16 protein-coding genes are annotated in these 22,511 nt (G+C 71.0%); 4 read left to right on the plus strand and 12 right to left on the minus strand.

What is annotated here, in order from left to right; all coding sequences use genetic code 11:
- Window positions 1-163: 163 nt before the first annotated feature.
- The 7 genes from nusA to H490_RS21790 all read right to left on the minus strand — a co-directional run bounded on the left by nusA (window position 164) and on the right by H490_RS21790 (window position 11,336).
- Complete coding sequence (nusA, locus tag H490_RS21765; protein ID WP_017883561.1) at window positions 164-1,159, minus strand: transcription termination factor NusA; 996 nt, start codon at window positions 1,157-1,159, stop codon at window positions 164-166.
- A 66-nt stretch (window positions 1,160-1,225) separates the two neighbouring features.
- On the minus strand, window positions 1,226-5,950 hold the full coding sequence (locus H490_RS21770) for an FtsK/SpoIIIE domain-containing protein (protein WP_017883562.1): 4,725 nt from the start codon (window positions 5,948-5,950) through the stop codon (window positions 1,226-1,228).
- A 25-nt stretch (window positions 5,951-5,975) separates the two neighbouring features.
- Window positions 5,976-6,677: a hypothetical protein gene (locus tag H490_RS21775; RefSeq protein WP_152424215.1), complete on the minus strand. Its 702-nt coding sequence runs from the start codon at window positions 6,675-6,677 to the stop codon at window positions 5,976-5,978.
- Window positions 6,678-6,703: 26 nt separating this feature from the next.
- Complete coding sequence (locus H490_RS21780; protein ID WP_017883564.1) at window positions 6,704-8,656, minus strand: alpha/beta hydrolase; 1,953 nt, start codon at window positions 8,654-8,656, stop codon at window positions 6,704-6,706.
- A gap of 2 nt (window positions 8,657-8,658) precedes the next feature.
- Complete coding sequence (locus H490_RS32305; RefSeq protein ID WP_017883565.1) at window positions 8,659-8,829, minus strand: hypothetical protein; 171 nt, start codon at window positions 8,827-8,829, stop codon at window positions 8,659-8,661.
- Between the two features lie 164 nt (window positions 8,830-8,993).
- Window positions 8,994-9,287, minus strand: coding sequence for a WXG100 family type VII secretion target (locus H490_RS21785; RefSeq protein WP_017883566.1), 294 nt, complete (start codon window positions 9,285-9,287; stop codon window positions 8,994-8,996).
- 261 nt (window positions 9,288-9,548) lie between these two features.
- Window positions 9,549-11,336 (minus strand): proline--tRNA ligase, encoded by a 1,788-nt coding sequence (locus H490_RS21790; RefSeq protein WP_017883567.1) that lies wholly within the window; start codon window positions 11,334-11,336, stop codon window positions 9,549-9,551.
- A 171-nt stretch (window positions 11,337-11,507) separates the two neighbouring features.
- Here H490_RS21790 and H490_RS21795 point away from each other — a divergent pair, with 171 nt between their 5' ends.
- Window positions 11,508-13,076, plus strand: coding sequence for a phospholipid carrier-dependent glycosyltransferase (locus H490_RS21795; protein ID WP_031289861.1), 1,569 nt, complete (start codon window positions 11,508-11,510; stop codon window positions 13,074-13,076).
- A gap of 37 nt (window positions 13,077-13,113) precedes the next feature.
- On the opposite strand, the gene H490_RS21800 is transcribed toward H490_RS21795, so the two are convergent.
- Both H490_RS21800 and H490_RS21805 read right to left on the minus strand, forming a co-directional pair.
- On the minus strand, window positions 13,114-13,815 hold the full coding sequence (locus H490_RS21800; protein ID WP_017883569.1) for a response regulator: 702 nt from the start codon (window positions 13,813-13,815) through the stop codon (window positions 13,114-13,116).
- On the minus strand, window positions 13,812-15,176 hold the full coding sequence (locus tag H490_RS21805) for an ATP-binding protein (RefSeq protein ID WP_017883570.1): 1,365 nt from the start codon (window positions 15,174-15,176) through the stop codon (window positions 13,812-13,814). Before H490_RS21805 ends, H490_RS21800 begins: the two co-directional genes overlap by 4 nt.
- A 114-nt stretch (window positions 15,177-15,290) precedes the next feature.
- Between H490_RS21805 and H490_RS21810 the strand changes: the two genes are divergently transcribed.
- Together H490_RS21810 and H490_RS21815 are read left to right on the plus strand one after the other, a co-directional pair.
- Window positions 15,291-17,081 (plus strand): PspC domain-containing protein, encoded by a 1,791-nt coding sequence (locus H490_RS21810; protein ID WP_031289864.1) that lies wholly within the window; start codon window positions 15,291-15,293, stop codon window positions 17,079-17,081.
- On the plus strand, window positions 17,078-17,464 hold the full coding sequence (locus H490_RS21815) for a hypothetical protein (RefSeq protein ID WP_031289867.1): 387 nt from the start codon (window positions 17,078-17,080) through the stop codon (window positions 17,462-17,464). Before H490_RS21810 ends, H490_RS21815 begins: the two co-directional genes overlap by 4 nt.
- A 1-nt stretch (window position 17,465) precedes the next feature.
- Here the strand turns inward: H490_RS21815 and H490_RS21820 are convergent, their stop codons facing one another.
- On the minus strand, window positions 17,466-18,974 hold the full coding sequence (locus H490_RS21820; protein WP_017883571.1) for a sensor histidine kinase: 1,509 nt from the start codon (window positions 18,972-18,974) through the stop codon (window positions 17,466-17,468).
- Window positions 18,975-19,323: 349 nt separating this feature from the next.
- Here H490_RS21820 and H490_RS32310 point away from each other — a divergent pair, with 349 nt between their 5' ends.
- Window positions 19,324-19,956 (plus strand): Rv3235 family protein, encoded by a 633-nt coding sequence (locus tag H490_RS32310; protein ID WP_017883572.1) that lies wholly within the window; start codon window positions 19,324-19,326, stop codon window positions 19,954-19,956.
- 64 nt (window positions 19,957-20,020) lie between these two features.
- On the opposite strand, the gene rlmB is transcribed toward H490_RS32310, so the two are convergent.
- Both rlmB and cysS read right to left on the minus strand, forming a co-directional pair.
- Complete coding sequence (gene rlmB / locus H490_RS21830; RefSeq protein ID WP_031289869.1) at window positions 20,021-21,010, minus strand: 23S rRNA (guanosine(2251)-2'-O)-methyltransferase RlmB; 990 nt, start codon at window positions 21,008-21,010, stop codon at window positions 20,021-20,023.
- Window positions 21,007-22,467 carry a cysteine--tRNA ligase gene (cysS, locus tag H490_RS21835; protein WP_017883574.1) on the minus strand — a complete coding sequence of 487 codons (1,461 nt, stop codon included), beginning with the start codon at window positions 22,465-22,467 and terminating at the stop codon, window positions 21,007-21,009. Before cysS ends, rlmB begins: the two co-directional genes overlap by 4 nt.
- Window positions 22,468-22,511: the final 44 nt, after the last annotated feature.

The raw sequence follows: 22,511 nt of genomic DNA on the forward strand, positions 1-22,511 counted from the left end.
GCGCAGAACCGCTGGCGCGCTTCCGCTCAAGCGATCCCCGCAGGCTGGATGTCGATGCTCTCTGCGCTCGCCACAGCTCACTGACCGGAGTGCGAAATCGCTGGCGCGATCTCCCTGAGCGCTCCGGCGCAAAAATCGAGACACCCGTCCCTCGACGCTGCCCTCAGTCGTTCATGATCGAGTCGGGCTGGATGTCGATCTTTGCGCCCGTCAGCTTCGCGGCGAGGCGGGCGTTCTGGCCCTCCTTGCCGATCGCGAGCGACAGCTGGAAGTCGGGCACCAGCGCGCGCACCTGCTTCAGCGACTCGTTCAGCATGAACACGTCGGTCACCTTCGCGGGCGAGAGCGCGTTCGCGACGAACGCGGGCAGTTGCGACGAGTAGTCGACGATGTCGATCTTCTCCTCGCCGAGCTCACTCATCACCGCTCGCACGCGGCTGCCCATCTCGCCGATGCAGGTGCCTTTGGCGTTGATGCCGGGCTGCTTCGCGCGAACGGCCACCTTGGTGCGGTGCCCCGCCTCGCGCGCGAGCGACACGATCTCGACGATGCCCTCGGCGAGCTCGGGAACCTCCCGTTCGAACAGCTTGCGCACGAGGCCCGGGTGGGTGCGCGACACGATGACCTGCGGCCCCTTCAGCCCCTTGGAAACGCTCGTCACGTACACGCGGATGCGGGCGCCGTGCGGGTACTTCTCACCCGGCACCTGCTCCTCGGGAGGCAGGATCGCCTCGAGCTCGCCCAGATCGACGTGCACCATGCGCGGGTTCGGCCCCTGCTGCACGACACCGGAGACGATCTGGCCTTCCTTGTCTTTGAAGGTTCCGAGCACGGCGTCGTCGCTGAGGTCGCGCAGGCGCTGGTTGATGACCTGCTTCGCCGCGCTCGAGGCGACACGACCGAACTCGTCGGTGGTGACGTAGGCCTCGCCGATGACCTGGCCCTGCTCGTCGACCTCGGGGACGAGCACGGAGATCTCGCCGCTCTTGCGATCGAGCGTCACCCGCACCTCGTCTTCCCGGGGAACCGGGATGTTCTGGTTCTCGGCGTGACGCAGGTAGGCGGACTGGATCGCCTGCTCGATGATCTCGACGAGTTCGTCGAAGGGGATCTCCTTCTCGCGCTCGATCTGTCGCAGCGTGACGAGTTCGATCTTCACGGCGCCTCCTTGAGTATTGAAATGTCTATTCAGCTATCGATCCGCACAGCGGATCAAACCTCGATTTTATCCCAGCTCGTCTGATGCGTCCACCGGGTGGGGAATCGCCACCTGCACGGGGATCGCGCGCCCGCCCTCGATCGCGAAACCCCGGCCGGGAGGGAAGTCCGCGCGCTTCACGCGGCCGAGATCCTCGCGGAACGGGCTCTGCGACTCCTGCTGATCCGGCTGCAGCGACAGGCCCCACTTCGGCTGTTTGAGTGCGTGAAAGAGGTCCCAGACGGCGCTCGCCGTACCCGATTCGAATTCGAACAGCACGAGCACACCGGCCCTGCGCGCGGCCTTGGCGAGTGCGACGAGCTGCGGCAGCGCGGCGGTGCCCTCGGCTTCGGCGGGGCGTTCGACGACGATCACCCCCTGGGCGCCATCCCTCGGGAAGACGAGCGGGCCATCGGCTGCTCGAGTCCGATCCGCGGCTGCATGCGCGAACCCGACTGCGCTGGGGCTGCCGCCCTCGGCGAGTTCGGCCCCGCCTTCCCCGCCGCCCGCACCGATGATTCCCCCGCCGACAGGCGCTCCGGCTCCGAGGAGCACTCCTCCAGAGGAGGGAGCGCGCGCGGGGCTCCGGCCCCCGATGGCGACGACGAGCTCCCCCGCGAGCCGCTCCACCTCTTCCTCGCCCTGGGCGAGGCGGTTCCACGCCCGGCCGCTTCGAAGACCGTTCTCGTCGAGGCTGAGCAGTGCGCAGTCGATGGGCTGCCCCCGTTCGGCGGCCGCGCGCTCGACGGCTTCGACGCAGCAGAGCGCGGCGAACGACAGACCCGATCCGCTGGGGCCGGCGATGACCCCGAGACCGCGGCTCGGCAGACCGACCGGATCGAACGTGCGCACGTCGATGCCGAACACCGGCCTGCCCCTCGCCGTGGCCGGCAGTTCGACGAGCGGGAGACGCTCGGGGGCGTTCACGACGCGCGGCGCCTGTTCGACTCCGCTGGCGCGCAGTTCGTCGGCGAGGAGCTCGATCGCGGCGGCCTGTTCTGCGAGATCGAGGCCGCCGAGGATCGCGAACTGGATCTCACGATCGTCTCCCGCGAGCAGCCCCCGCCCCGCGGGAGCGTTCTCGAGCGCGTCGACCGGCACCCCGAGGGCGCCGTAGTCGTGCGGATTCGCCAGTCTGAGCACGAACTGCCGTTGCAGGCTCGCGCTCATCGATGCGGGAATCGCCGACGGTCGGTCGCCGGTGAGCACGACGTGCAAGCCGACCGAGCGGCCCTGCATCATGATCTCGGCGAGCATCTGGAACGGCGTCTCGGCTCCTCCGAGCGTCTCGGTGGCCTGTCGGAACGCGGCGAACCCGTCGACCAGCAGGAAAACGCGGGGTTCGCGGCTGTCCGGCACGGCCTCGCGGTAGGCGGCGAGCCCGCCGGCACGCACCGTCGCGTAGCGCGGCCCGCGACTGGCGATCAGCGCTCTGAGGTGTCGGAGCACCCGGCCCGTCAGCTCGGTGTCGGCGAGCGGCGCGACGGCGCCGACGGTGGGCAGGGGTGTGAGCGTGGCGAGCGAACCGCCCGCGGCGTCGATGGCGTAGATCTGCACCGGGTCGCTGCCGGCCGCTGCGCTCAGGGCGGCCGACAGGGTGATGAGCGCGCTCGTCTTGCCGGTGCCGCCGGCTCCGATGATGGAGATGTTGCCGGCTTCTTCGAAGTCGACGTGCACGGGGTGCTGAGCTTGCGCAGCTGGTTCGTCGTGCAGGCCGATGAGAGCAGCCGGGGGCTCTTCGTCTGCCCGGGCGTGCAGCTCTGCGAGCGTCAGCCGGGAAGGGAGTTCGTCGAGCCACGGTCTGCGAGGCGCGGCGAGTCCGAGGTGCCGAGAGGCTGCCACGATGCCGTCGCGGAGACGTTCGATGTCCCTGGCCTGAGGCCGAGCCGAGCTTGCGAGCGAGGCCTCGGAGGGGATGCTCCACGGCTCGCTCTCGATGAAGCCGAGGGATCGCACCTCGATCTCGGCGGATGTGCTCTCGCGTGAGGCTCGCCCGCCGAGGTAGCCGGTCTGGAAGTGCGCGATGCGGCCGGGGCCGACCTTGATCGCACCGCGGCCGGGGGTCTCGGCGGCGAAGAACGCGGCGTCTTTCACCCCGATCACGTCGGCGCTGTCGGATTCGTCGGCCATGCGCAGAGCGACGCGCAGGTTCGTGTTGGCCCGCAGATTGTCCGTGATCACGCCGGCGGGGCGCTGCGTGGCCATGATCAGGTGGAGCCCGAGGGATCGTCCCCGCTGGGCGATGTCGACGACGCCGTCGACGAACTCGGGCACTTCGCTCGCGAGGGCCGCGAACTCGTCGATCACGATGACCAGCGCGGGCGGAGCCTCCGCGTCGGATCGACGCTCCATCGAGATGAGATCCTTCGCTCCGCGTGCAGCGAGGAGTTCTTCACGGTGATGGAGCTCGGCGCGCAGCGAGGTGAGCGCGCGACGCACGAGGTGGGGGCTGAGGTCGGTGACGAGCCCGACGGTGTGGGGCAGGTCCACGCACTCGGCGAACGCGGCTCCGCCCTTGTAGTCGACCATGAGAAAGGTGAGGCGATCCGGGCTCACATTCGCGGCCATGCTCATGATCCAGGTCTGCAAGAACTCCGACTTGCCGGCGCCCGTCGTGCCGCCGACGAGCGCGTGCGGGCCGTGGGCGCGCAGGTCGATCCTCGCGGGCCCGTCGGGGCTCTGGCCCACCACGGCGGTGAGTTCGACGGGGCCGCGATCCCGGCCCGATTGCCACTCCGACACGAGGGAGCCGCTCCGCGCCCAGGCCTGAGCGATGGGAAGGCTGCCGCCGAGCAGGTCAGTGCCGTGCAGTTCGCGCAGGTGCACCGATCTCGGCAGGTCGCTCTCGTCGAGCACGCGTGCCGCGGTGTCCTCGACGGGGGCGAGCCGTCGGGCGAGGTCGCGGGCCAGCGCGGAGTCGACGTGCTCGTGCCGCGACATCGGCACCACGTTTCCCGAGCGCACGAAGTGCACGCGGCCTTCACCGCGATCGACCTCGACGAAGGTGCGGCAGGCCGCGGGCAGGGAGGCGCGATCCGCAGCCGCCCAGAGCACGTGGATGCCGTGGTCGGGGCCGGTCTCCGCGATCTCGATGAGGCGCGCGGGATCAACCAGACCGTCTTCGAGCACCAGCACCACGATCGCCGGCAGCGCGGGCGTCTCGGTCACCGCGTCGCCGTGGGATTCGTCGTTGCGGGCGGTCTCATCGAGGTGAGAGCGTATGCCCGCTCGCGCGCCTCGGGCGGCTTTGCGGGTTTCGAGCACCCCCTCGAGCGCGGTGAGCAGGCGAAGGGAGCTCTGCTCCGAGTCTGCGAGCTGCCAGCCGCGGATGGGGCTCGCAACGGGGTCGACATGGGGCAGCCACTTGAGCCAGCCCCAGGCCTCATCGTGTTGCGCGCCCGCGAAGCACGCCAGCACGAGCTCATACGGCGAGTGCAGGCCGGCGAGCTGCAGCACCAGTGACGCGGCCATTCCCTCGGCCCAGTACCTCTCGCCGGAGACTCCGATCGCCCCGCATCGGTCGAAGCGCTCGAGCACGGGCACGGGTGAGATGTGCTCGAACTCGTCCGCAATCTGCTGCAGTCGCTGCCACTGGTGATGCGGCGCATCGCCCCGGTCGGGCATGGAAAGCCCGGTGCGGCTGGGAAGCGCGCCCTCGCCGAAGCGCAGCTCGAGGAAGGATCGATGTTCCGGGCGCCGGGTCCAGAGCAGCTCGCCGCGGTTCTCGATCGCGGCGCGCACGTCACCGCTGGTGGGGGTCTCCGCGGCCCGCACCTCGATCTCACGCCTGCGCAGAGCGGTGAGTTCGTCGCGCTCCCCGCTCAGGTCTTCCTCGAAGCGGGTGGTCGCACTCCTGAGCTTGCGGCGGCTTCCGAGCCTGCCGTCGAGCCACGATCCGATCATCATCATGGGCGTGAAGGCCACCATCATGAGGCTCAGCGGGGACTGGGTGATCGCGTACATGGCGCCGCCCATGAGCATGGGGACGAGCATGGCGAGCATCGGGATCCGCGCGGGCTCGCTCGGTGCGGGAGGGGCGGGGAGCGTTCGCCCGGTCGCCGGAAAACGAGGCGCGACGCGGGGCGATCGGGTGTGCATCACTCGGTGGGAGAGGGCCGGCGGTCGCGGTTCGGCGGCGCCGGGCTGCCCGGGGAAGACGCGGAGGTCGATCTCGCCCAGGCGCAGAGTGGTCGGCCTGGTGATACGGCATGAGGTGAGGCGCTCATCGGCGAGCAGCACGCCGTTGGCGGATCCGAGGTCGGTCACGGCGATCGTGCCGTCGGGTTCGACGCGCACCTCGGCGTGGCGGCGCGAAACGCTGGAATCGAGCAGTCGGATGCGGCAGGACCTGTCGCGGCCGATGAGGGCCGTGCCGCGGATCAGGCTGAACTGCACGCCGCGTTGCTCCCCGGTCAGCACCTCGACGAATGCGGCGGCTTCGATCATCCGTTCGGCCGGGCCCGCGGATCCGAATTCAGGCACCGGCTGGATCACGTGACCGGACTGCAGTCCGGAGGCCGCCACCGGGGCCGCAGGGTCGAGCAGCACGGTGCTCGCCTCGCCGCCCCGGGTGACGCGCAGTGTCATCGGTGCGAGCCCGCGGTTCGCGATCTCGGCGAGGCGCGGGTCTGACCCCAGGCCCGCGCGCATGAGGGATCGTGCGACGTCGGCGACGGTCGCCGTGACATCGCAGGAGAGCGTGACATCGTGCACCCCGCCCTGCGGCAGGGTCACCGAGACCTTCAGCTTCACGGCCCGCTCCCCGCCCGCTCGCGCACTACCGGTCGCTCAGGTTCTTCTTCGGCGGGTTCACGACGGGCTCGTCCCACGCGGGGAACGGCACCCGCACCCCCGGGACCGTGAACTCGTCTTCGAAGGCCTCGTCGAGCGTGCGCTTGCTGAGCTCGGCCGTGAGCACACTGTCACTCCCCCAGAACGGGCCCGCGTATACGCTCATCACATACCACCCGTTCGCCTGCGCGCGGTACTCGAGGAGATAACCGTCACCCGCGTCGGCGTACACCTCGTGGTGGAACTCCGCGACGTCGTTGACCTGGTACTCCCAGCCCCGCTCATCGAAGTAGGCCAGGACAGGGTCGAGGTCAGCCGGATCCCCCACCGCGCCGTCAAGTTGAATCGCACGATCCGCCCCCAGATAGTACGAATCCTCGCCGCCGGATCCCGGCAATGCGCCCGACGGACTAAACAATCCGTTCTCAGGCGCCATTCCTCTCGTCAGGTACTTCCATCCTGCCGAGCTGACTCGCCGTTGCGCCTCTGCCAGAAGATCCTGCGATCGGTCATACCGCTCACCCAGCAGAGCGAACTGCTGCGCAAGCGGCATCCGCTCCACCTCGGACCGCGTGAGCCCCGCCGCGTCTCGCACCTCGTCTGTCAGCATCAGGCCGACCTCCCCGTTCTCCTTCTCCGCCCGCGCGCACCCCGATGAGGCCGCCAGACACAGCAGCACCACGGTCACACCGAACATCCGAGCCATTCTCGATCTCATCTATCGCTCCTCAACTTCCCTGTCGCAAGAATCGATGCGATCTCCCTCACGGAACTGGTCCCGGGCGACAGATACCCGACTTTCTCGCTCGGATTGCCCTTCTCATCGACGTCTGCCACGAACATGTCGTGGGCATTCGTCCGCTTCTCACCCCTGCCGCCCTCGGCCGAGAACTCCACGGCCCCGAGCTGCCGCGGGTCGACCCGGTCGCTCAGGTAGACATCTGTGCCGGCTTGCGCCTTGATCGGCAGCTGTGCCAGCCCGTCTCCCGCTGCGTGCGTTGCGTAGAGGTGCCCCGTGTCCTTGATCCCGTGCCGCAGGCCGTCGAGCGTGGTGTCGGCTGCGAAGCCGGCAGACCCGTATGTCACGAAGCTGTCGACCTTGAACTCCAGCGAGACGTGCTGCAGCGCCTCGGCAACCGCGGTCGAGCCGTAGGAGTGGGCGAACACCGCGAACTGCTCGACAGGAAGCCGTCTCGTGCCGCGGCTCGCCTGAATGCCGTCCAGGAAACCCGCGATGCGCTCCGCGGCCCCGGTCGCGCGCGCCATCGATGCCACTCCCGCGAAGGATGGAGACCGGTAGCCGATCATCATCACCACCGCATACGAACCGTTCGGAGAGCTCCTTCGAGCTTCCTTGAATATCTCCGCGGCCCCGTCGACCCCGTTCCCGATCCCGGCGACGCTCGAGTTCATGCCCGCGTAGTTCACTCCCACCTGAGACGCACGGTCGAGGTTGCCGAGCGAGATCCCGGCGGTCAGAGCGCCGTCGTGCGTTCCCAGGTTCACGAGCTGGATCTTTGTGCCCCGGGGAAGACCTCTCCCAACTTTTGTTTCAGCATCGGTGATGGCCTGCGCCAGCCCCTCGACATGCCGCATGAACTCGGTGAGAGCGAGCGGATCCCCGGGCGGTGAACCGTACATCAGCTCATAGGCCGAAGCCGGATCGGTCAGTGCGTGATCGAGCACCGCTCGCCCGGCGATATCCTGCACCCAGGCCGGAATGCCGTTCGTGCGCGCCAGCACCGCGAGCACGTCGAGGGGAAGATTCTGAACTTCGCTCTTCCCGTACCGCGCCGACTCTCGGATCGCTTTCCATGCCGCAGCAACCTCGGTCTCAGAGAGCCCGCCCGAAAGGATCCGTCGCATGTTCGGATCGTCGGCGAGACTTCTGGGCCGCGATGTACCGCTGATATCCGTTTGGAACATGCTCGCAGGAACCGGGCCTCCCGAGAAACGGATCAGCTCGCCGATATCCGTGCGATCCAGTGCGTTCACGAGCGCATGCTCTGCGTTCCTCCGATCCTCAACGAGAGCACGCCACAGACGTTGCTCCGCGCATACGCGCTCCACGGCGCCCAGCCATATCCGAACCGCGCTTGCCCACTCGGCCTCGGCTTGCGCCCGCGCAGCCCGCTTCGCGGTCCGGCGCGCGGCGACCGCGGGGTCGACCGTCTCAGCACCCGCGAACACCGACTCCCCGGGGCCCGCAGGCGGGAACACGCTCGGCGGCGCGTTCCATCTCTCGGGCACGCACCGGCTTCCTACTCCGAGGCCCTCGCATGCGGCATCCAATCGACGGGAGGCCGCGACGATCACGGCCAGTTCGGATTCAACCCGGGTCACCACCGCATGCGCGGCGGTGTGGACCTCTTCGATCTCGGACGCGTACCTGCCGAACGCCTGCGCACCTGCGGTCACCGACCGGGTGAACGCGCGGGCTCCGGAAACCACACGGCTGTCGAGCCGGGCCCGCAGGTTCCGTATGCTCACCGCCCGCATCGCGTTCAAAGATCCAGACGCCTGGACCGTGTGCCCGATCATCTCTTCGAGTCGACGGACCACGCCGCGTAGAACCTGGGCGGCCTGAGCCGCGTCGGCGGGAGACCCCACCACGGGCGACCGCTCGTGCAGTACGCCGCCTTCGACCGGGGGCAGCAGCACCGGCATGACTAGACCGTCGCTGTTCCGCCGGAGCCGACGCCGTGCGCAATGCGATTATCAGTCTGCTTCGCCGTATCGGCGACGGCGATGACCGAAGCGCGAGCGGAAGCCGCCGAGATCGAGAGCTCCGCCATGCCGGTCTCGACGGCCCGGAGGAACGCGTCGATGCGGTCGGTCACGTTCTCGTATGTGGCGGCGCCACGTATCGGCAGCCCCGTCACCGCACTCGCGGGAACGGCGGAACACGCGCGGTGCAACCCGGAGGCAGCCGCATGCAGTTGCTCGCTGGACAGTTTCAGATCAGACACGGCGCAACCCTCCTCGACCGAGCAGCAGGCCGGCCCTAGTTGATCCGCGACGCGATCTGCGCGTCCATGTCGCGCATCGCGTTCGCGGTCTGGGTGAGAAAGCTCTGGATCTCGGTGAGCTTCTCGATCACGGTGTTGGCACTCGCGGTGTACTGCCCGTAGGCCTCGTTGAATCGCACCGAGGCCTGGTCGGTGACGAAACCCGAGGACACGAGCGAGGCGATCTGCTGCTGCATCAGCTGCAGCTTCTGGGTGATCTCGTCGCGCCCGACGCCCAGTTGGGTCGCCGACTGCTCGATCTCGGCGTAGGAGACGCTGATGTTAGCCATGGGGGTCCGTTCGTTCCGGTCCGCGAGGAGAAGCGCCCGCGAAGACGATGAGTGAGAGGTCGCCGCTGAGGCGATGTCTGCAACGCTATCTTCTATGTGACTTCACAATGCGTAATCAATCCAAATCTGTGGATAACTCAGGCAAGAATCAAGCCATCAACCATGTGGGGGCGAAGTGCGGTCAACGCTCTGATACGCAAAGAGGCCCCGGATCGAGCGATCCGGGGCCTCTCCGATCACGCGCAGCGCGCGTCGTCTCCGCTACTGCGCGGCCGCGCCCGTGAAGAGCGCGGGCACGTCGGCGAGCGCGACGCGATCCTTCGTGCCCGCGGCGCGATCCCACACCTCGGCGAAACCCTCGGCGGCATCGCGTCCCACGACCACCACGCGCGGCACGCCGAGCAGTTCGGCGTCGCCGAACTTCACGCCGGGCGACACCTTGGGCCGGTCGTCGAACAGCACGTCGACGCCCGCGGCGTCGAGGGTCGAGGCGAGCGAGTCGGCGATGTCGTAGACGGCCGTGTCCTTGCCGGTCGCGACGAGGTGCACGTCGAACGGCGCCACCGCGGCGGGCCAGATCAGCCCGCGGTCGTCGTGGTGCAGCTCGGCGAGGATCGCCATGATGCGGGTCACGCCGATGCCGTAGGAGCCCATGGTCACGGTGACGAGCTTGCCGTTCTCGTCGAGCACCTTGAGGCCGAGGGCTTCGGCGTACTTGCGGCCGAGCTGGAAGACGTGGCCGATCTCCATGCCGCGAGCGGTCTCGATGGGGCCCGAGCCGTCGGGCGCGGGGTCGCCGTCGCGCACGGTCGCGACGTCGGCCACGCCGTCGGCGGTGAAGTCGCGGCCCGCGACGAGGTGCGCGACGTGCTTCTCGTGCTCGTTCGCGCCGGTCACCCAGGGGGTGCCGTCGATGACCCTGGGGTCGAGCAGGAAGCGGATCCCCGTCGTTCCCTCGAGGCCCAGCACGGCCTCGCCGTTCAGCGTGGGGCCGATGTAGCCCTTGACGAGCCCGGGGTGCTTCTCGAAGTCCGCGGCGGTCGCGGGCTCGACCTCGCAGCCGGGGAACGCCACCTCGACGCGCTTCATGTCGGCGTCGCGGTCGCCGGGCACGCCGATCACCACGAGCGAGCGCTCGCCCTCGAGGTTCGTCACCGCGAACACGAGGCACTTGAGCGTGTCGGCGGCCCGCCAGGCCCGGCCGTCTTCGCGGGGCAGCACCGCGTTCGTGTGCGCGACGAGCGTGTCGATCGTGGGGGTGTCGGGCGAGTCGAACACGACCGGCTGCGGCAGGCCCGCGATCACCTCGGCGGGCACCGGATCGGGCACGGGCGTCGCGTAGGCCTCGACGTTCGCGGCGTAGCCGCCCGCCGAGCGCACGAAGGTGTCCTCGCCGATGCCGATCGGCAGCAGGAATTCCTCGCTGCGCGACCCGCCCATCGCTCCGGCGTCGGCCGAGACGATCACGTATTCGAGGCCGAGCCGGGAGAAGATGCGCTCGTAGGCGTCGCGCTGCCGCTGGTAGCTCGCGGCGAGCCCCTCGTCGGAGACGTCGAAGGAGTACGCGTCCTTCATGGTGAACTCGCGCCCGCGCAGCAGGCCCGCGCGGGGCCGGGCCTCGTCACGGTACTTGTCCTGGATCTGGTAGAGCGAGAGGGGCAGATCCTTGTACGACGAGACGATGTCCTTCACCATCAGGGTGAAGGCCTCTTCGTGGGTGGGGGCGAGCAGGTAGTCGGCGCCGTGCCGGTCCTTCAGGCGGAACAGCGCGTCGCCGTACTCCTCCCAGCGGCCGGTGGCCTCGTAGGGCTCGCGCGGCAGCATGGCGGGGAAGTGCCCCTCGTGGGCGCCCGCCGCGGCCATCTCGTCGCGGATGATCTGCTCGAGCTTCGCCTTGACGCGCAGCCCCAGCGGCAGCCAGCCGAAGACTCCCGGCGCCTGTCGGCGGATGTAGCCGGCGCGCACGAGCAGCTTGTGGCTGGCCACCTCGGCGTCGGCGGGATCCTCACGGAGGGTCTTCAGGAAGTAGTTGCTGAGCCGCGTAATCACCCCACCATCGTAGCCCCGTCGGCGCCGGGCCATCATCACTCGATTCGTCGTGCACCGGATCCCCGCCGGAGCGGACGGCTTCCCGGGTTGCAGCCGCTTCGATGGGCGCTCCACCGCACGAGGGGCGCCGCACCCGAGCGCCCCTCACCGCGCCAGCCCTAGTCTGGGGGCATGAGGGGAAGACGGTGGCTGCGCTGGGTCGCTCCCGCGCTGGTGCTCGGGATCGCCGCCGTGCTGCGGTTCTGGGCGCTGGACCGCCCGGGGGTGCTCGTGTTCGACGAGCTCTACTACGTGCGCGACGCGATCAGCCAGCTCGCGCACGGCTTCCCGACCGCCTGGCCGGACGACGAGCCCTCGATGGCCGGGGCTCGCGCGACGGCGTTCGGCGACGCACCGTCCAACGCCGTGCACCCGCCGCTCGGCAAGTGGCTGATCGGGCTCGGGATCCTGGTCTTCGGCCCGGACAGCGGCTGGGGCTGGCGCAGCGCGGTCGCGCTGGCGGGCGTGGCGACGGTCGCCGTGGTGATGCGGCTCGGCTGGCTGCTCTCGCGCAGCCTGGTCATCGCGTGCACCGCGGGCCTGCTGCTCGCGATCGACGGCGTGCACGTGGTGCTGACCCGCGTGGCGCTGCTCGACGGCTTTCTCACGCTGTTCGTAGCGTTGGGCGCGCTCTTCGTGTGGCGGGACGCGGAGTGGGTGTCGCTGAGGTCGCAGGATCGACCTGTCGGGACGGGCCGGAACGGCCTCACCGCCGGATCTCGGGCCGACGCGCGGCCGATCCTCGTCTGGCGCCCCTGGCTCGTCGCCGCGGGGCTCGCCTTCGGCGCGGCTGCGGCGGTGAAGTGGTCGGGGCTCTACCCGCTCGCGTTCTTCCTCGTCTTCGTGGCGGTGCGGGATCTGCTCGCTCGGCTGCGCCGGCGCGAGCACGCGGGGGTGCGACGATCGGCCGCCCAGGCGGCGGTCACCGCGGTGCTGGCTCTGCCGGCGGCGGCGCTGGCCTATCTCGCGAGCTGGACGGGCTGGATCCTCACCCCCGGCGGGTGGGGGCGCACGCCCGGAACGCCGTGGCCCGCGGCGTTCGTCGAGTACCACGCCGAGATGCTGTCGTGGCACAGCACGCTCACCGCGCCCCACCCGTACCAGTCGCCTCCGCTGAGCTGGCCCCTCGCACTCGTGCCGACCGCGATGTACGAGGTGCGCTGGTCCGAGGGGTGCTCGTGGAGCGAGTGCGTGTCGGGCATCTCGCCGCTGCCGAATCCGCTCGTGACCTGGGGAGGGGCGGCCGCGCTCGTCGGGCTGGTCTGGCTGCTGGTGCGGCAGCTGGTCCGCTCGCGCGGGGGGTTCGGGATCGGGCCCGGCGGGGCGGCCCGCAGCCCCCTGCTGCTGAGGGGCGCATTCGTGCTCACGGGCTACCTGTCGGGGTGGCTGCCCTGGGTACTCACGTTCTCGCGCTCGGCGGTGTTCCAGTTCTACGCGGTGGTGCTGACTCCGTTCTCGGCCCTCGCGCTGGGGCTCGTGCTCGGGATGCTGTGCGGGATCCCGCTGCGTTCGAGGGACGGCGCGCGTTTCGAGGCGCCGTTCGACCCCGAGCCGGCCGCCCTGCTCGGCCGTCGCCTCGCGGTCGCACTGTTCGTGGTCGTGGCCGGAGTGCTCGCCGTGTTCTTCTTCCCGGTGTGGTCGGGCATGCCGGTCGCCGACTGGTTCTGGCAGCTGCACCTGTGGCTGCCCGGGTGGAGCTGACCCGCTGCTGACCGGCCCGGACGGAGCCGGTGCCCGGTCACAGCAGGCGCCGCTGCAACGCCCAGGCGGTGAGCTCGTGACGGTTCGAGAGCTGCAGCTTGCGCAGCACCTTCGAGACGTGGGTCTCGACCGTCTTGACCGAGAGGAACAGCTCTGCGGCCACCTCTTTGTAGGCGTAGCCGCGGGCGATCATGCGCATGACCTCCTGCTCGCGGGCCGAGAGCCGATCGAGTTCGTCGTCGGCGGCGGCGGTCTCGCCGAGACCCGCTCCGAAAGCGTCGAGCACGAAGCCCGCGAGTCGCGGCGAGAACACCGCGTCGCCCCCGTGCACGCGCAGCGCCGCTGCCGTCACCTCGGCCCCCGAGGCCGTCTTGGTGAGGTACCCGCGCGCGCCGGCGCGGATGACGCTGACCACGTCGTCGGCCGCGTCCGAGACGCTGAGCGCGAGGAAGCGCGTCGCGCGCAGCGTCGGATCGGCGGCAAGGCGCTGCACGACCTCGGCCCCGCCCCCGCCGCGCCCGCCCGGCAGATGCACGTCGAGCAGCACCACGTCGGGGGCGAGCGCCGCGACGCGCTCGACGGCCTCGTCGACGCTCGCCGCCTCGCCCACGACGTCGAGCTGCGGCCCGAGTTCCGCGCGCAGCCCGGTGCGGAAGATCTGGTGGTCATCGACGATCACCACCCGGATCGGCGCCCCGCCCCGATCCCGCTGCTCGTCCGCTTCGCGCTGCTCCGTCATCGTTCGCTCCCTCGTCGCTCGTGCTCGGCGGTCTCGGCGACCGGCTGGTCGATGGGCATCTCCAGTCGCACCGAGGTGCCGCCGCCTGGGCCGGGAACGATCCTCGCCGAGCCGCCGGCGCGCTCCATGCGGCCGAGGATCGACTCCCGCACGCCCATCCGACCCTCGGGCAGCCGCTCGGGATCGAGGCCGGGGCCGCGGTCGGTCACGTCGATGGAGATGCGGTCGCGAGCGGCTTCGATGTAGACGGTCACGTCGCCCCCGGCGTGCCGCGCGGCGTTGAGCATGGCCTCCCGGGCTGCGAGCACGATCGCCTCGGGCGCGGTCGCGCTGCCACCGACGGACACCACCTCGAAGCGCGCGGCGTGATCCCCCTCGAGCGCCGTCGCATGCGCCCTGAGCTCTGCATCGACGGCCTCGCGCTGCGGCTGCGGAGCCCCGTCGGCCGACCGGAACAGCCATTCCCGCAGCTCGCGCTCCTGGCCCCGCGCGAGCCGTGCGACGTCGCTGCCCGGCTCCGACCGCTGCTGAATGAGCGCCAGGGTCTGCAGCACCGAGTCGTGCAGGTGCGCCGCGATGTCGGAGCGCTCGGCCTCCCTCGCGCGCGCCGCGCGCTCGGCGATCAGTTCGCGGTTGATACGCAGCAGCCACGGCGCGATGGCGAGCGCGACGCCCGCGAGCACGGCGAGGGAGGCTGCGACCACCGTCCAGGCGTTCGGCTCGCGCGAGGTCACGAAGATCATGAGCACTCCCACGGCCACCAGCGCGAGTGCGCCGAGCACGCGCGGCAGCTGGTTGCGGTCTGGGCGGTCGCGATCCGCGATCTGCCACCAGGTGAGCCCGACCCCGACGAGCACCGCGAGAGCGGGCAGCAGCAGCTCGAGCTCGAGGTGCGCGCCGAGGCGGTCGAGCACGAGGCCGGCGCCCGCGATCAGCAGGCAGACGCCCAGCAGCAGCTCGGCGATGGGCCACCGCGGGCGGGGGCGGGGCGCCTCGCCCGACCGGGGCTCCGGAGCGGGCGCTTCGGGCCGCGCCGACGAACGCGTGCCTTCCCGCGTCGCCTCCGCTGCGGGGGCCGCGCGCGGCCCGGAGAGCGGGAGTTGACCCTCTGCCCGAGGCGCGGCGGCCGAGGGACGGGTGAGGGCTCGGCGCAGCGGCACCACGCCCTCGACCTCGCCCTCGAGGGGCACCGTGCCCCACAGCCAGAGGTAGAGCAGCCCGCCCGCTCCGCCGAACAGGCACATGCCGAGCATCGCTCCGCGCACCACCGCGATCGGCCAGCCGAGGTGCTCGGCGAGACCCGCGCAGACGCCGGCGAGAACGCCGGCGTCGCGCGAACGGGTGAGGGGCGGTCGCTGCATGCTTCCATCAAAGCACGGGCCGCCGACACGGTCGGGGTCGCGTTCGAAACATCAGGGGTCGCTCAGGGTGATCCCCGATGGCGCGGTGTCGGTGGTCGGCGTCAGACTCGAAGCATGAACGAATCATCAGAATCCGAACGCCCCGGGGGCGCCCCGGCCGGGCAGGGCTTCTTCGCCTGGCTCCGCGGCCTCGGCATCGTGCGCGGCTCCGACCGCTGGTTCGCCGGCGTGGCCGGAGGCATCGCGGCGAAGGCCGGCATCGACCCGCTCATCGTGCGCGGCATCTTCGTGGTGCTGGCACTGCTCGGCGGGCCCGGCGTGATCCTCTACCTCGTGGGCTGGCTGCTGCTGCCCGACTCGACCGGGCGCATCCACGTGGAGGACATCTTCCGGGGGCGAGCATCGGCCGGGGTGCTGACCGCGGCGATCATCTTCGCCGCAGTGGTCATCATCCCGGCGATCGTCGGGTTCGTGCTCACGGGGGCGCCGCTGGTCGGCGCGCCCGGCTTCTGGGGCTGGGATCTCTGGGGCTCCGTGGGAGTGCCCGAGTGGATTCCGCGCACCGTCGCCTGGCTGTTCTGGATCGCGTTCCTCGTGTTCGGCTTCCTGTGGCTGCGCAAGGCCCTGTTGAACCGTGGTCGCGAGCAGGCCGGGCAGCGCGCCGCCGAGACCGCTGACGAGGCGGCGGCGACGGGCTCGTCGGCGCCCGCTCCCCCGTTCGGGGTCGCCGGCTTCGCCGCCACCGCCGATGGCTCGGGCACCGAGCCCCTCGGTCCGCCCACCCCGACGTCCGCGCCGGGCTCGCCCAGCGCGGACGGCTCGATTCCGCCGGCCTCAGGCGGCCGCTCCTTCGCCGATCGCACCGACGAGTTCGCGAAGCGCACCGCCGAAGACGCCGCGGCCTGGGGCGAGCGCGTCGGCGAGAAGGCCACCCGCTGGAGCGAAGAGGTCGGCCGCCAGGCCGACGAGTGGAGCGCCCGGTACGCCGAGCACCACGACGCGCACCGCATGGGCCCCGCGCAGGCGGTGCTCACACTCGCACTCGCACTGCTCGCGGCAGGCGGCACCGCGCTCTGGGTGATGGGCCTCGACGTGCCCCCGCAGGTGAGCAGCGTCGCACCGGCACCCCTGCTCGCGGCCATCATCGCGGCGCTCGCAGTGCTGGCGCTCTCGCTCATCGTCGCCGGGGTGCGCGGCCGCCACACCGGCTGGGTCGGGTTCCTCGCCGCCTGCGGTGTGTTCGCGCTGCTCATCACCGTCGTGCTGCCCTGGGGCACCCGCTTCCAGCCGTTCGGCACCGCGCACGTCGACGGGATGAGCCCCGCGGGCACCGTCGTCGTGGCCGGCAACGTCGAGATCGACCTCAGCAGCCTCGACGAGCATCCCGGCGACGGGGGCGACATCGAGGTCTGGCAGCTCGCCGGCAACGCGACGGTGCAGCTCCCAGAGCATCGACCCACGGCGGTGCGGGTGCGGGTGCTCGCCGGCAACGTCAAGGAGACGGGCACCGAGCGCGACGGCTTCAGGATCTCGGGGCCGTTCCTCGCCCACGACACGGGCACGACGCTCACCGGCACCGGCGACGCCTTCGCCGACGACTCGGTCGCGCATGTCACGGTATACCTGCTCGCCGGCAACGTGCGCGTCGAGGGCGGCGGATCGTCGGTGGGTCAGATCGGCGAGCGCGAACGGCAGCGACTCGAAGACGAGCAGCGCCGCATCGCCGCCGAGCAGCGGGCCGGTGCCGACGCCGAGCGCCTCGACGAGGCGCAGCAGCAGCTCGAGCGCGTCGAGTGGCGGCTGGAGGAGCCCGGCCTGAGTGCGAGCGAGCAGCGAGCGCTCGAACGGCAGCGCGACGAGCTGCTCGACACCGTGAACGACCTCGAACAGGAGATGGCGCGATGAACACGAACGACCAGGGCTCCGAGCCGCACAAGCCGCAGACCACGCCGCTGCCGCACGGGCGAGACGATCTCGTGCCCCCTCCCCCCGAGACCGACGGGGCATCGGCCGCATCCGGTGCCGCGCCCGCCGCTCCCGCCGCGCCCGCCGCTGGCGCCCATCCGGCGCCGGTCGCCGCGGACGCCCGACCGCCGGCCCGCACCGGACCGCGCACCGGACCGATCGTCTGGGGCGCGCTGATCCTCGCCTTCTGCGGCTATGCGGCGCAGCGCGCGTTCGGCACCGACGGCCTCGACACCGCCTGGTGGATCACCGCGACGGTGATCGGCCTCGGCGTGCTGCTGCTCGTGGTGGGCGGGGCGATCCTGCTGCGAGGCAGACGCTGAGTCAGCCCTGGATGCGAGGGATCTCGCGCGTCTGCGCCGAGATCCAGTGCAGCGGCACCTGCACGGCCACGCGGGTGCCGCCGCCCTCGCTGGGGCCCCACACGATGCTGCCGCCGAGCTCGCCCTCGACGAGGGTGCGCACGATCTGAGTGCCGAGGCCGTCGCCGACGGCGCCCCCGGGCAGACCCGTGCCGGTGTCGACGACCTCGACGGCGAGCCTCTCGTCGCTGCGGTTCGCGCGGATGAACACCTCTCCCTCGCGCCCCGCGAGGCCGTGCTCGACGGCGTTCGTCACGATCTCGGTGAGCGCCAGCGCCAGCGGCGTCGCGTACTCCGAGGGCAGCTCGCCGAACTCGCCGTCCTTTCGCAGGTGCACGGTGGTGTTGTGCAGGCTCGCGACCTCGGCGGCGAGCCCCAGCACCCGGTCGAAGACCACGTCGAAGTCGACGATCTGAGAGAGGCCCGTCGACAGCGTGTCGTGCACCACGGCGATGGCGGCGACGCGGCGCATGGCCTGGCCGAGCACCTGCTTGGCCTCCTCGCTGCGCGCGCGGCGGGCCTGCACCCGCAGCAGCGAGGCCACCGTCTGCAGGTTGTTCTTCACCCGGTGGTGGATCTCGCGAATGGTCGCGTCCTTGGTGATGAGCTCCTGGGCCTGCTGCCGCAGCTCGGTCACGTCTCGGGTGAGCACGATGCCGCCGACGCGCGCACCGTCGCGGATCACGGGGATGGAGCGCAGGTTCACGGTGCGGCCGCGCGCGGTGATCTCGCCGCGCTTCGCGACCTTGCCCTGCGCGATGAGCGGCAGCGACTCGTTGGTGTCGAACTGCCCCTTGACGATCTCGGCGATCACCTCCGAGAAGTTCTCGCCCTCGAGCTCGTCGCGGAAGCCGAGCCGGTTGAAGATGGTCTGGGTGTTGGGGCTTGCGAAGGTCACGGTGCCCTCGAGGTCGATGCGGGCCAGACCGTCGGAGGCGCGAGGGGCGCCGTGCTGGCGCCCGGGGGATGAACCGGGCGACGGGAAGAGGCCGTGCCGGATCATCATGAACATGTCGTCGGAGACCTCGCGGAACGCGGCTCCGATGCGCGACGCCTTCTGGGTGTCGGCGACGCTCGTGTGCACGGTGACGACGGCGAACGGGCCGAACTCCTCGCCGTCGGCGAGGCGGCTCACCGAGTAGGCCGAGAGCCGCATCGGGTTCTCCTCGTACCACGCGGGAGACGTCGAGATGACCGGCTCCCCCGTCCCCATCGCCTCGTCGACCAGCTCGCGCCAGTCCGGGCGCAGGAACTCGCCGATCACGTCGCGGTAGAACAGCGTGACCGAGCCCGCGGGCCGGCTGTGCGCCACCGCGAGGTAGTCGCCGCTCTCGGTCGGCACCCAGAGCACGACGTCGCTGAGGGCGAGGTCGGCGAGCAGCTGCCAGTCGAGGGCGAGCAGCTCGAGCCACTCGACCTCTTCTTCGTTCAGGGTCGAGTACTTCGTCGCGAGATCACGCAGAGTTGCCACCCCCTCAGCCTAGGGCACCCGACCCGGGCCGACGCTGCGCCGCCGCTCGATCCGCTGAAGCCCGAACGGGCTTCCATCGGCTGTCTCCGAGCAGGCGCGCCGGAGACCCGCGCCGGAGACCCGCGCCGACGACGGCTCAATGCGGAACGACCCATCCCCCACCCCAGGCTAAGCACAGCTTTATCACAGCTTTTACATCCTGCTCCCAAAAGCTCTTGACCGGCCGCAGGTCGCATTCTCTAGTGTGGAGCTTCCCCGACTCCGCGACAGTTATCGCGAAACTCGGTGTCCGATGCGATGACGCATCGTCGTCCGACGACCCGGTCGGCTGACGCGAAAGGAGATCCTCATGCCCTCTTCCGCCCCTCGCACCCCCGCGCGCCAGAACTCCACCGGCCCGTCGCCGCGTCCGCCGAACCCTGCCGACTCACCGCTCGCACCGGCGGACTCACCGCTCGCACCGGCCGCGACACCCATCGCGCGGCCGGTGGGCCCGGCGCCGCTGCGCGCTCCGAGCAGGTCGACCCGGCGGCACCTGCGCGCGCTGCCCGCACTCGGCGAGACGCCGGTCGGGGCCGACACGGGACAGGGCGGCCGCCTGCGCCCCAGCTCCGCATCCGGCACGGGCAGCGACGACGGCGACATCCCGCCGCCTCCCGCGCAGCTCGTCCAGAGGCTCGCGCTCTACGCCTTCGAAGCCCTCGAGGGCTCGCGCGCGATCGCCCAGCTCGCGGGGTGGATCACACCGGCGGTCGTGCAGCAGCTGCGTGAGCGACGCGCCGCCCGCACCGAGCGCCGCACGATCTACCGCGACGACCGCCGCATCGTGGCGACCCCCGGCAGGGCGCATATCCGACGGCCGATGCCGCACGTGATCGAGGCGACCGTCGTGCTGTTCGCGGAGCCGAGATCCTGCGTCGTCGCGATGCGGCTCGAGCACGCGGCCGGCCGCTGGCGCGCCACATCGCTCACGGTGCTCTGAGCCGCGTCCGCGGAGTCACCGTGAAGGGCCCCGCAAACCCGCGACCCCGAGCTCCCGGCAGCCGCTACTCCGCGCGGAGCTTCGCCACCTCGTAGAGTGCGACGCTCGCCGCGATGCCGGCGTTCAGCGACTCGGTCGCCGACGAGATCGGAATCGACACGACCGCGTCGCAGTGCTCGGTGACGAGCCGCGAGAGCCCCTTGCCCTCGCTGCCGATCACGAGCACGAGCGGGCGATCCGCCAGCTCGAGCCCGGGCAGCGACACGTCGCCGCCGCCGTCGAGGCCGAGCACGAAGACCCCCTGCTTCTTGAACTCTTTGAGGGTCTGCGTGAGGTTCGACGCCATCGCCACGGGAATGCGGGCGGCGGCGCCGGCCGAGGTCTTCCAGGCGGCCGAGTTGAGGCCGGCCGACCGGCGCTGCGGCACGACCACGCCCTGCCCGCCGAAAGCGGCGGTCGAGCGGATGATCGCTCCCAGATTGCGGGGGTCGGTGACACCGTCGAGCGCGACGATCAGCGGCACCTCGTCGCGGCCGATGATCTCGTCGAGCATCTCGAGGGGGTGCGCGTACTCCATCGGCGGCACCTTGAGCACCACGCCCTGGTGCACCGTGTCGCGCTCGGTCATGCGATCCATCTCGGGGCGCATCACCTCGAGCACCGGCACGTTGCGGTTCGTCGCGAGGCGCAGGATCTCGCGCGTGCGGTCGTCCATCTCGATGCGCGCGGCAATGTAGAGCGCGGTCGCTGGGATGCGGGTGCGCAGGGCCTCGAGCACGGCGTTGCGGCCGGTCACGAGCTCGGACTCGTCCTTCTTCGCACCGCCGCGGCCGCGCTCGGGGCCGCGGCCGGCGCCGCCCGCGTGCCGCAGCTTCGCCGCCTCGTAGCGCTCGCGCGACTTCTTGGCCTTGTAGGCGGCGTGGTACTCGCGGTCCTCGGCGCGGGGCGTGGGGCCGCGGCCCTCGAGGGCCTGACGCCCCTGCCCGCCCGAGCCGACGGCTTTGCCGAGGCCCTTCTTGCGCACTGCGCCGGTACGGCTCTTCTTATTACTCATGACAGGCTCCAGCGGGTTCCGTTCGGGGTGTCTTCGAGCGCGACGCCGGCCGCCAGCAGGCGGTCCCGGATCGCGTCGCTCGCGGCGAAGTCCTTGTTCGCGCGGGCTTCGGCGCGCTGCTCGATGAGCGCGCGCACGAGGTGGTCGAGGGCGGATGCGGATGCATCGCCGGGTGCGGAGCCGCCGGGCGCGGCCCAGGAGTCGGCTCGCGGATCGAGGCCGAGCACGTCGAGCATGGCGGCGACCTCCGCGGCTCGGGCGAGCGCCGTCGCGGTGTCGGCGGAGTCGATCGCCGCGTTGCCCGCTCGGACGGCGCCGTGCAGGGCGGCGAGCGCCTGCGGAACCGCGAAGTCGTCGAGCATCGCTTCGACGAACGCGGCGGGGAGCCGCGACGCGGCGTCGCCCTCGCCCGGGGCCGGGATCGGGGCGCCCGCCGCCTCGGCGAGCTTGCCGGCGCGCTCGAGGAAGCCCTCGATGCGCTCGAACGCCGCCGCCGCCTCGGCGAGCGACGTGTCGGAGAACTCGAGCACCGAGCGGTAGTGCGCCGATCCGAGGAAGTAGCGCAGCACGACGGGCCTCGCAGCCGCCAACAGGTCTGCGGCGAACAGCGAGTTGCCGAGCGACTTCGACATCTTCTGCCCGCCCGTGTTCACGAGGCCGTTGTGGATCCAGTGGCGCGCGAACGGGTGGCCCGCGGCCTGCGACTGCGCCAGCTCGTTCTCGTGGTGCGGGAAGCGCAGGTCGAGGCCGCCGCCGTGGATGTCGAACTGCTCGCCCAGGTAGCGCGTCGCCATCGCCGAGCACTCGATGTGCCAGCCGGGCCGGCCGCGCCCCCACGGCGACTCCCACGAGGCCGACACCGGCTCGTGCTCGCGGTGCGCCTTCCACAGCGCGAAGTCGCGGGGGTCGCGCTTGCCCACCGGTTCCGAGTCGGCCGCAGCGTCCATCTGCTCGCGGCTCTGACGCGTGAGGGCGCCGTACTCGGGCCAGCTCGCGGTGTCGAAGTAGACGCTCGCCGAACCGTCGGCCGCCCGGTAGGCGTGGCCGCGCTCGATGAGCCGTTCGATGAGCGCGATCATCTCGGCGATGTTCGCGGTGGCGCGCGGCTCGTAGGTGGGCGGCAGCACGCCGATCGCCTCGTAGGCGGCGGTGAACTCGCGCTCCACGCGGTAGGCGAGGGCCCACCACTGCTCGGCGGATCCGCTCTGCTGGGCGTCGCGGGCGTGGTCGAGGATCTTGTCGTCGATGTCGGTGACGTTTCGGATCAGCGTGACGTCGTGGCCGGTCGCCGTGAACCAGCGCCGCATCTGGTCGTAGACGAGCGCGCTGCGCAGGTGCCCGATGTGGGGGGCCGACTGCACGGTGGGGCCGCAGACGTAGAGGCCGATCCGACCCTCCTCGCGGGGCTCGAAATCGACGACCTGCTGCGCGCGCGAATCGTAGATGCGTTGTCTCACCCTACAAGCCTACCTGCGGCCGACCGCGCGGCCGGCGCGGCCGG

Origin of the sequence: Leucobacter sp. UCD-THU (genome assembly GCF_000349545.1) — a bacterium.
Classification (GTDB): Bacteria; Actinomycetota; Actinomycetes; order Actinomycetales; family Microbacteriaceae; genus Leucobacter; species Leucobacter muris.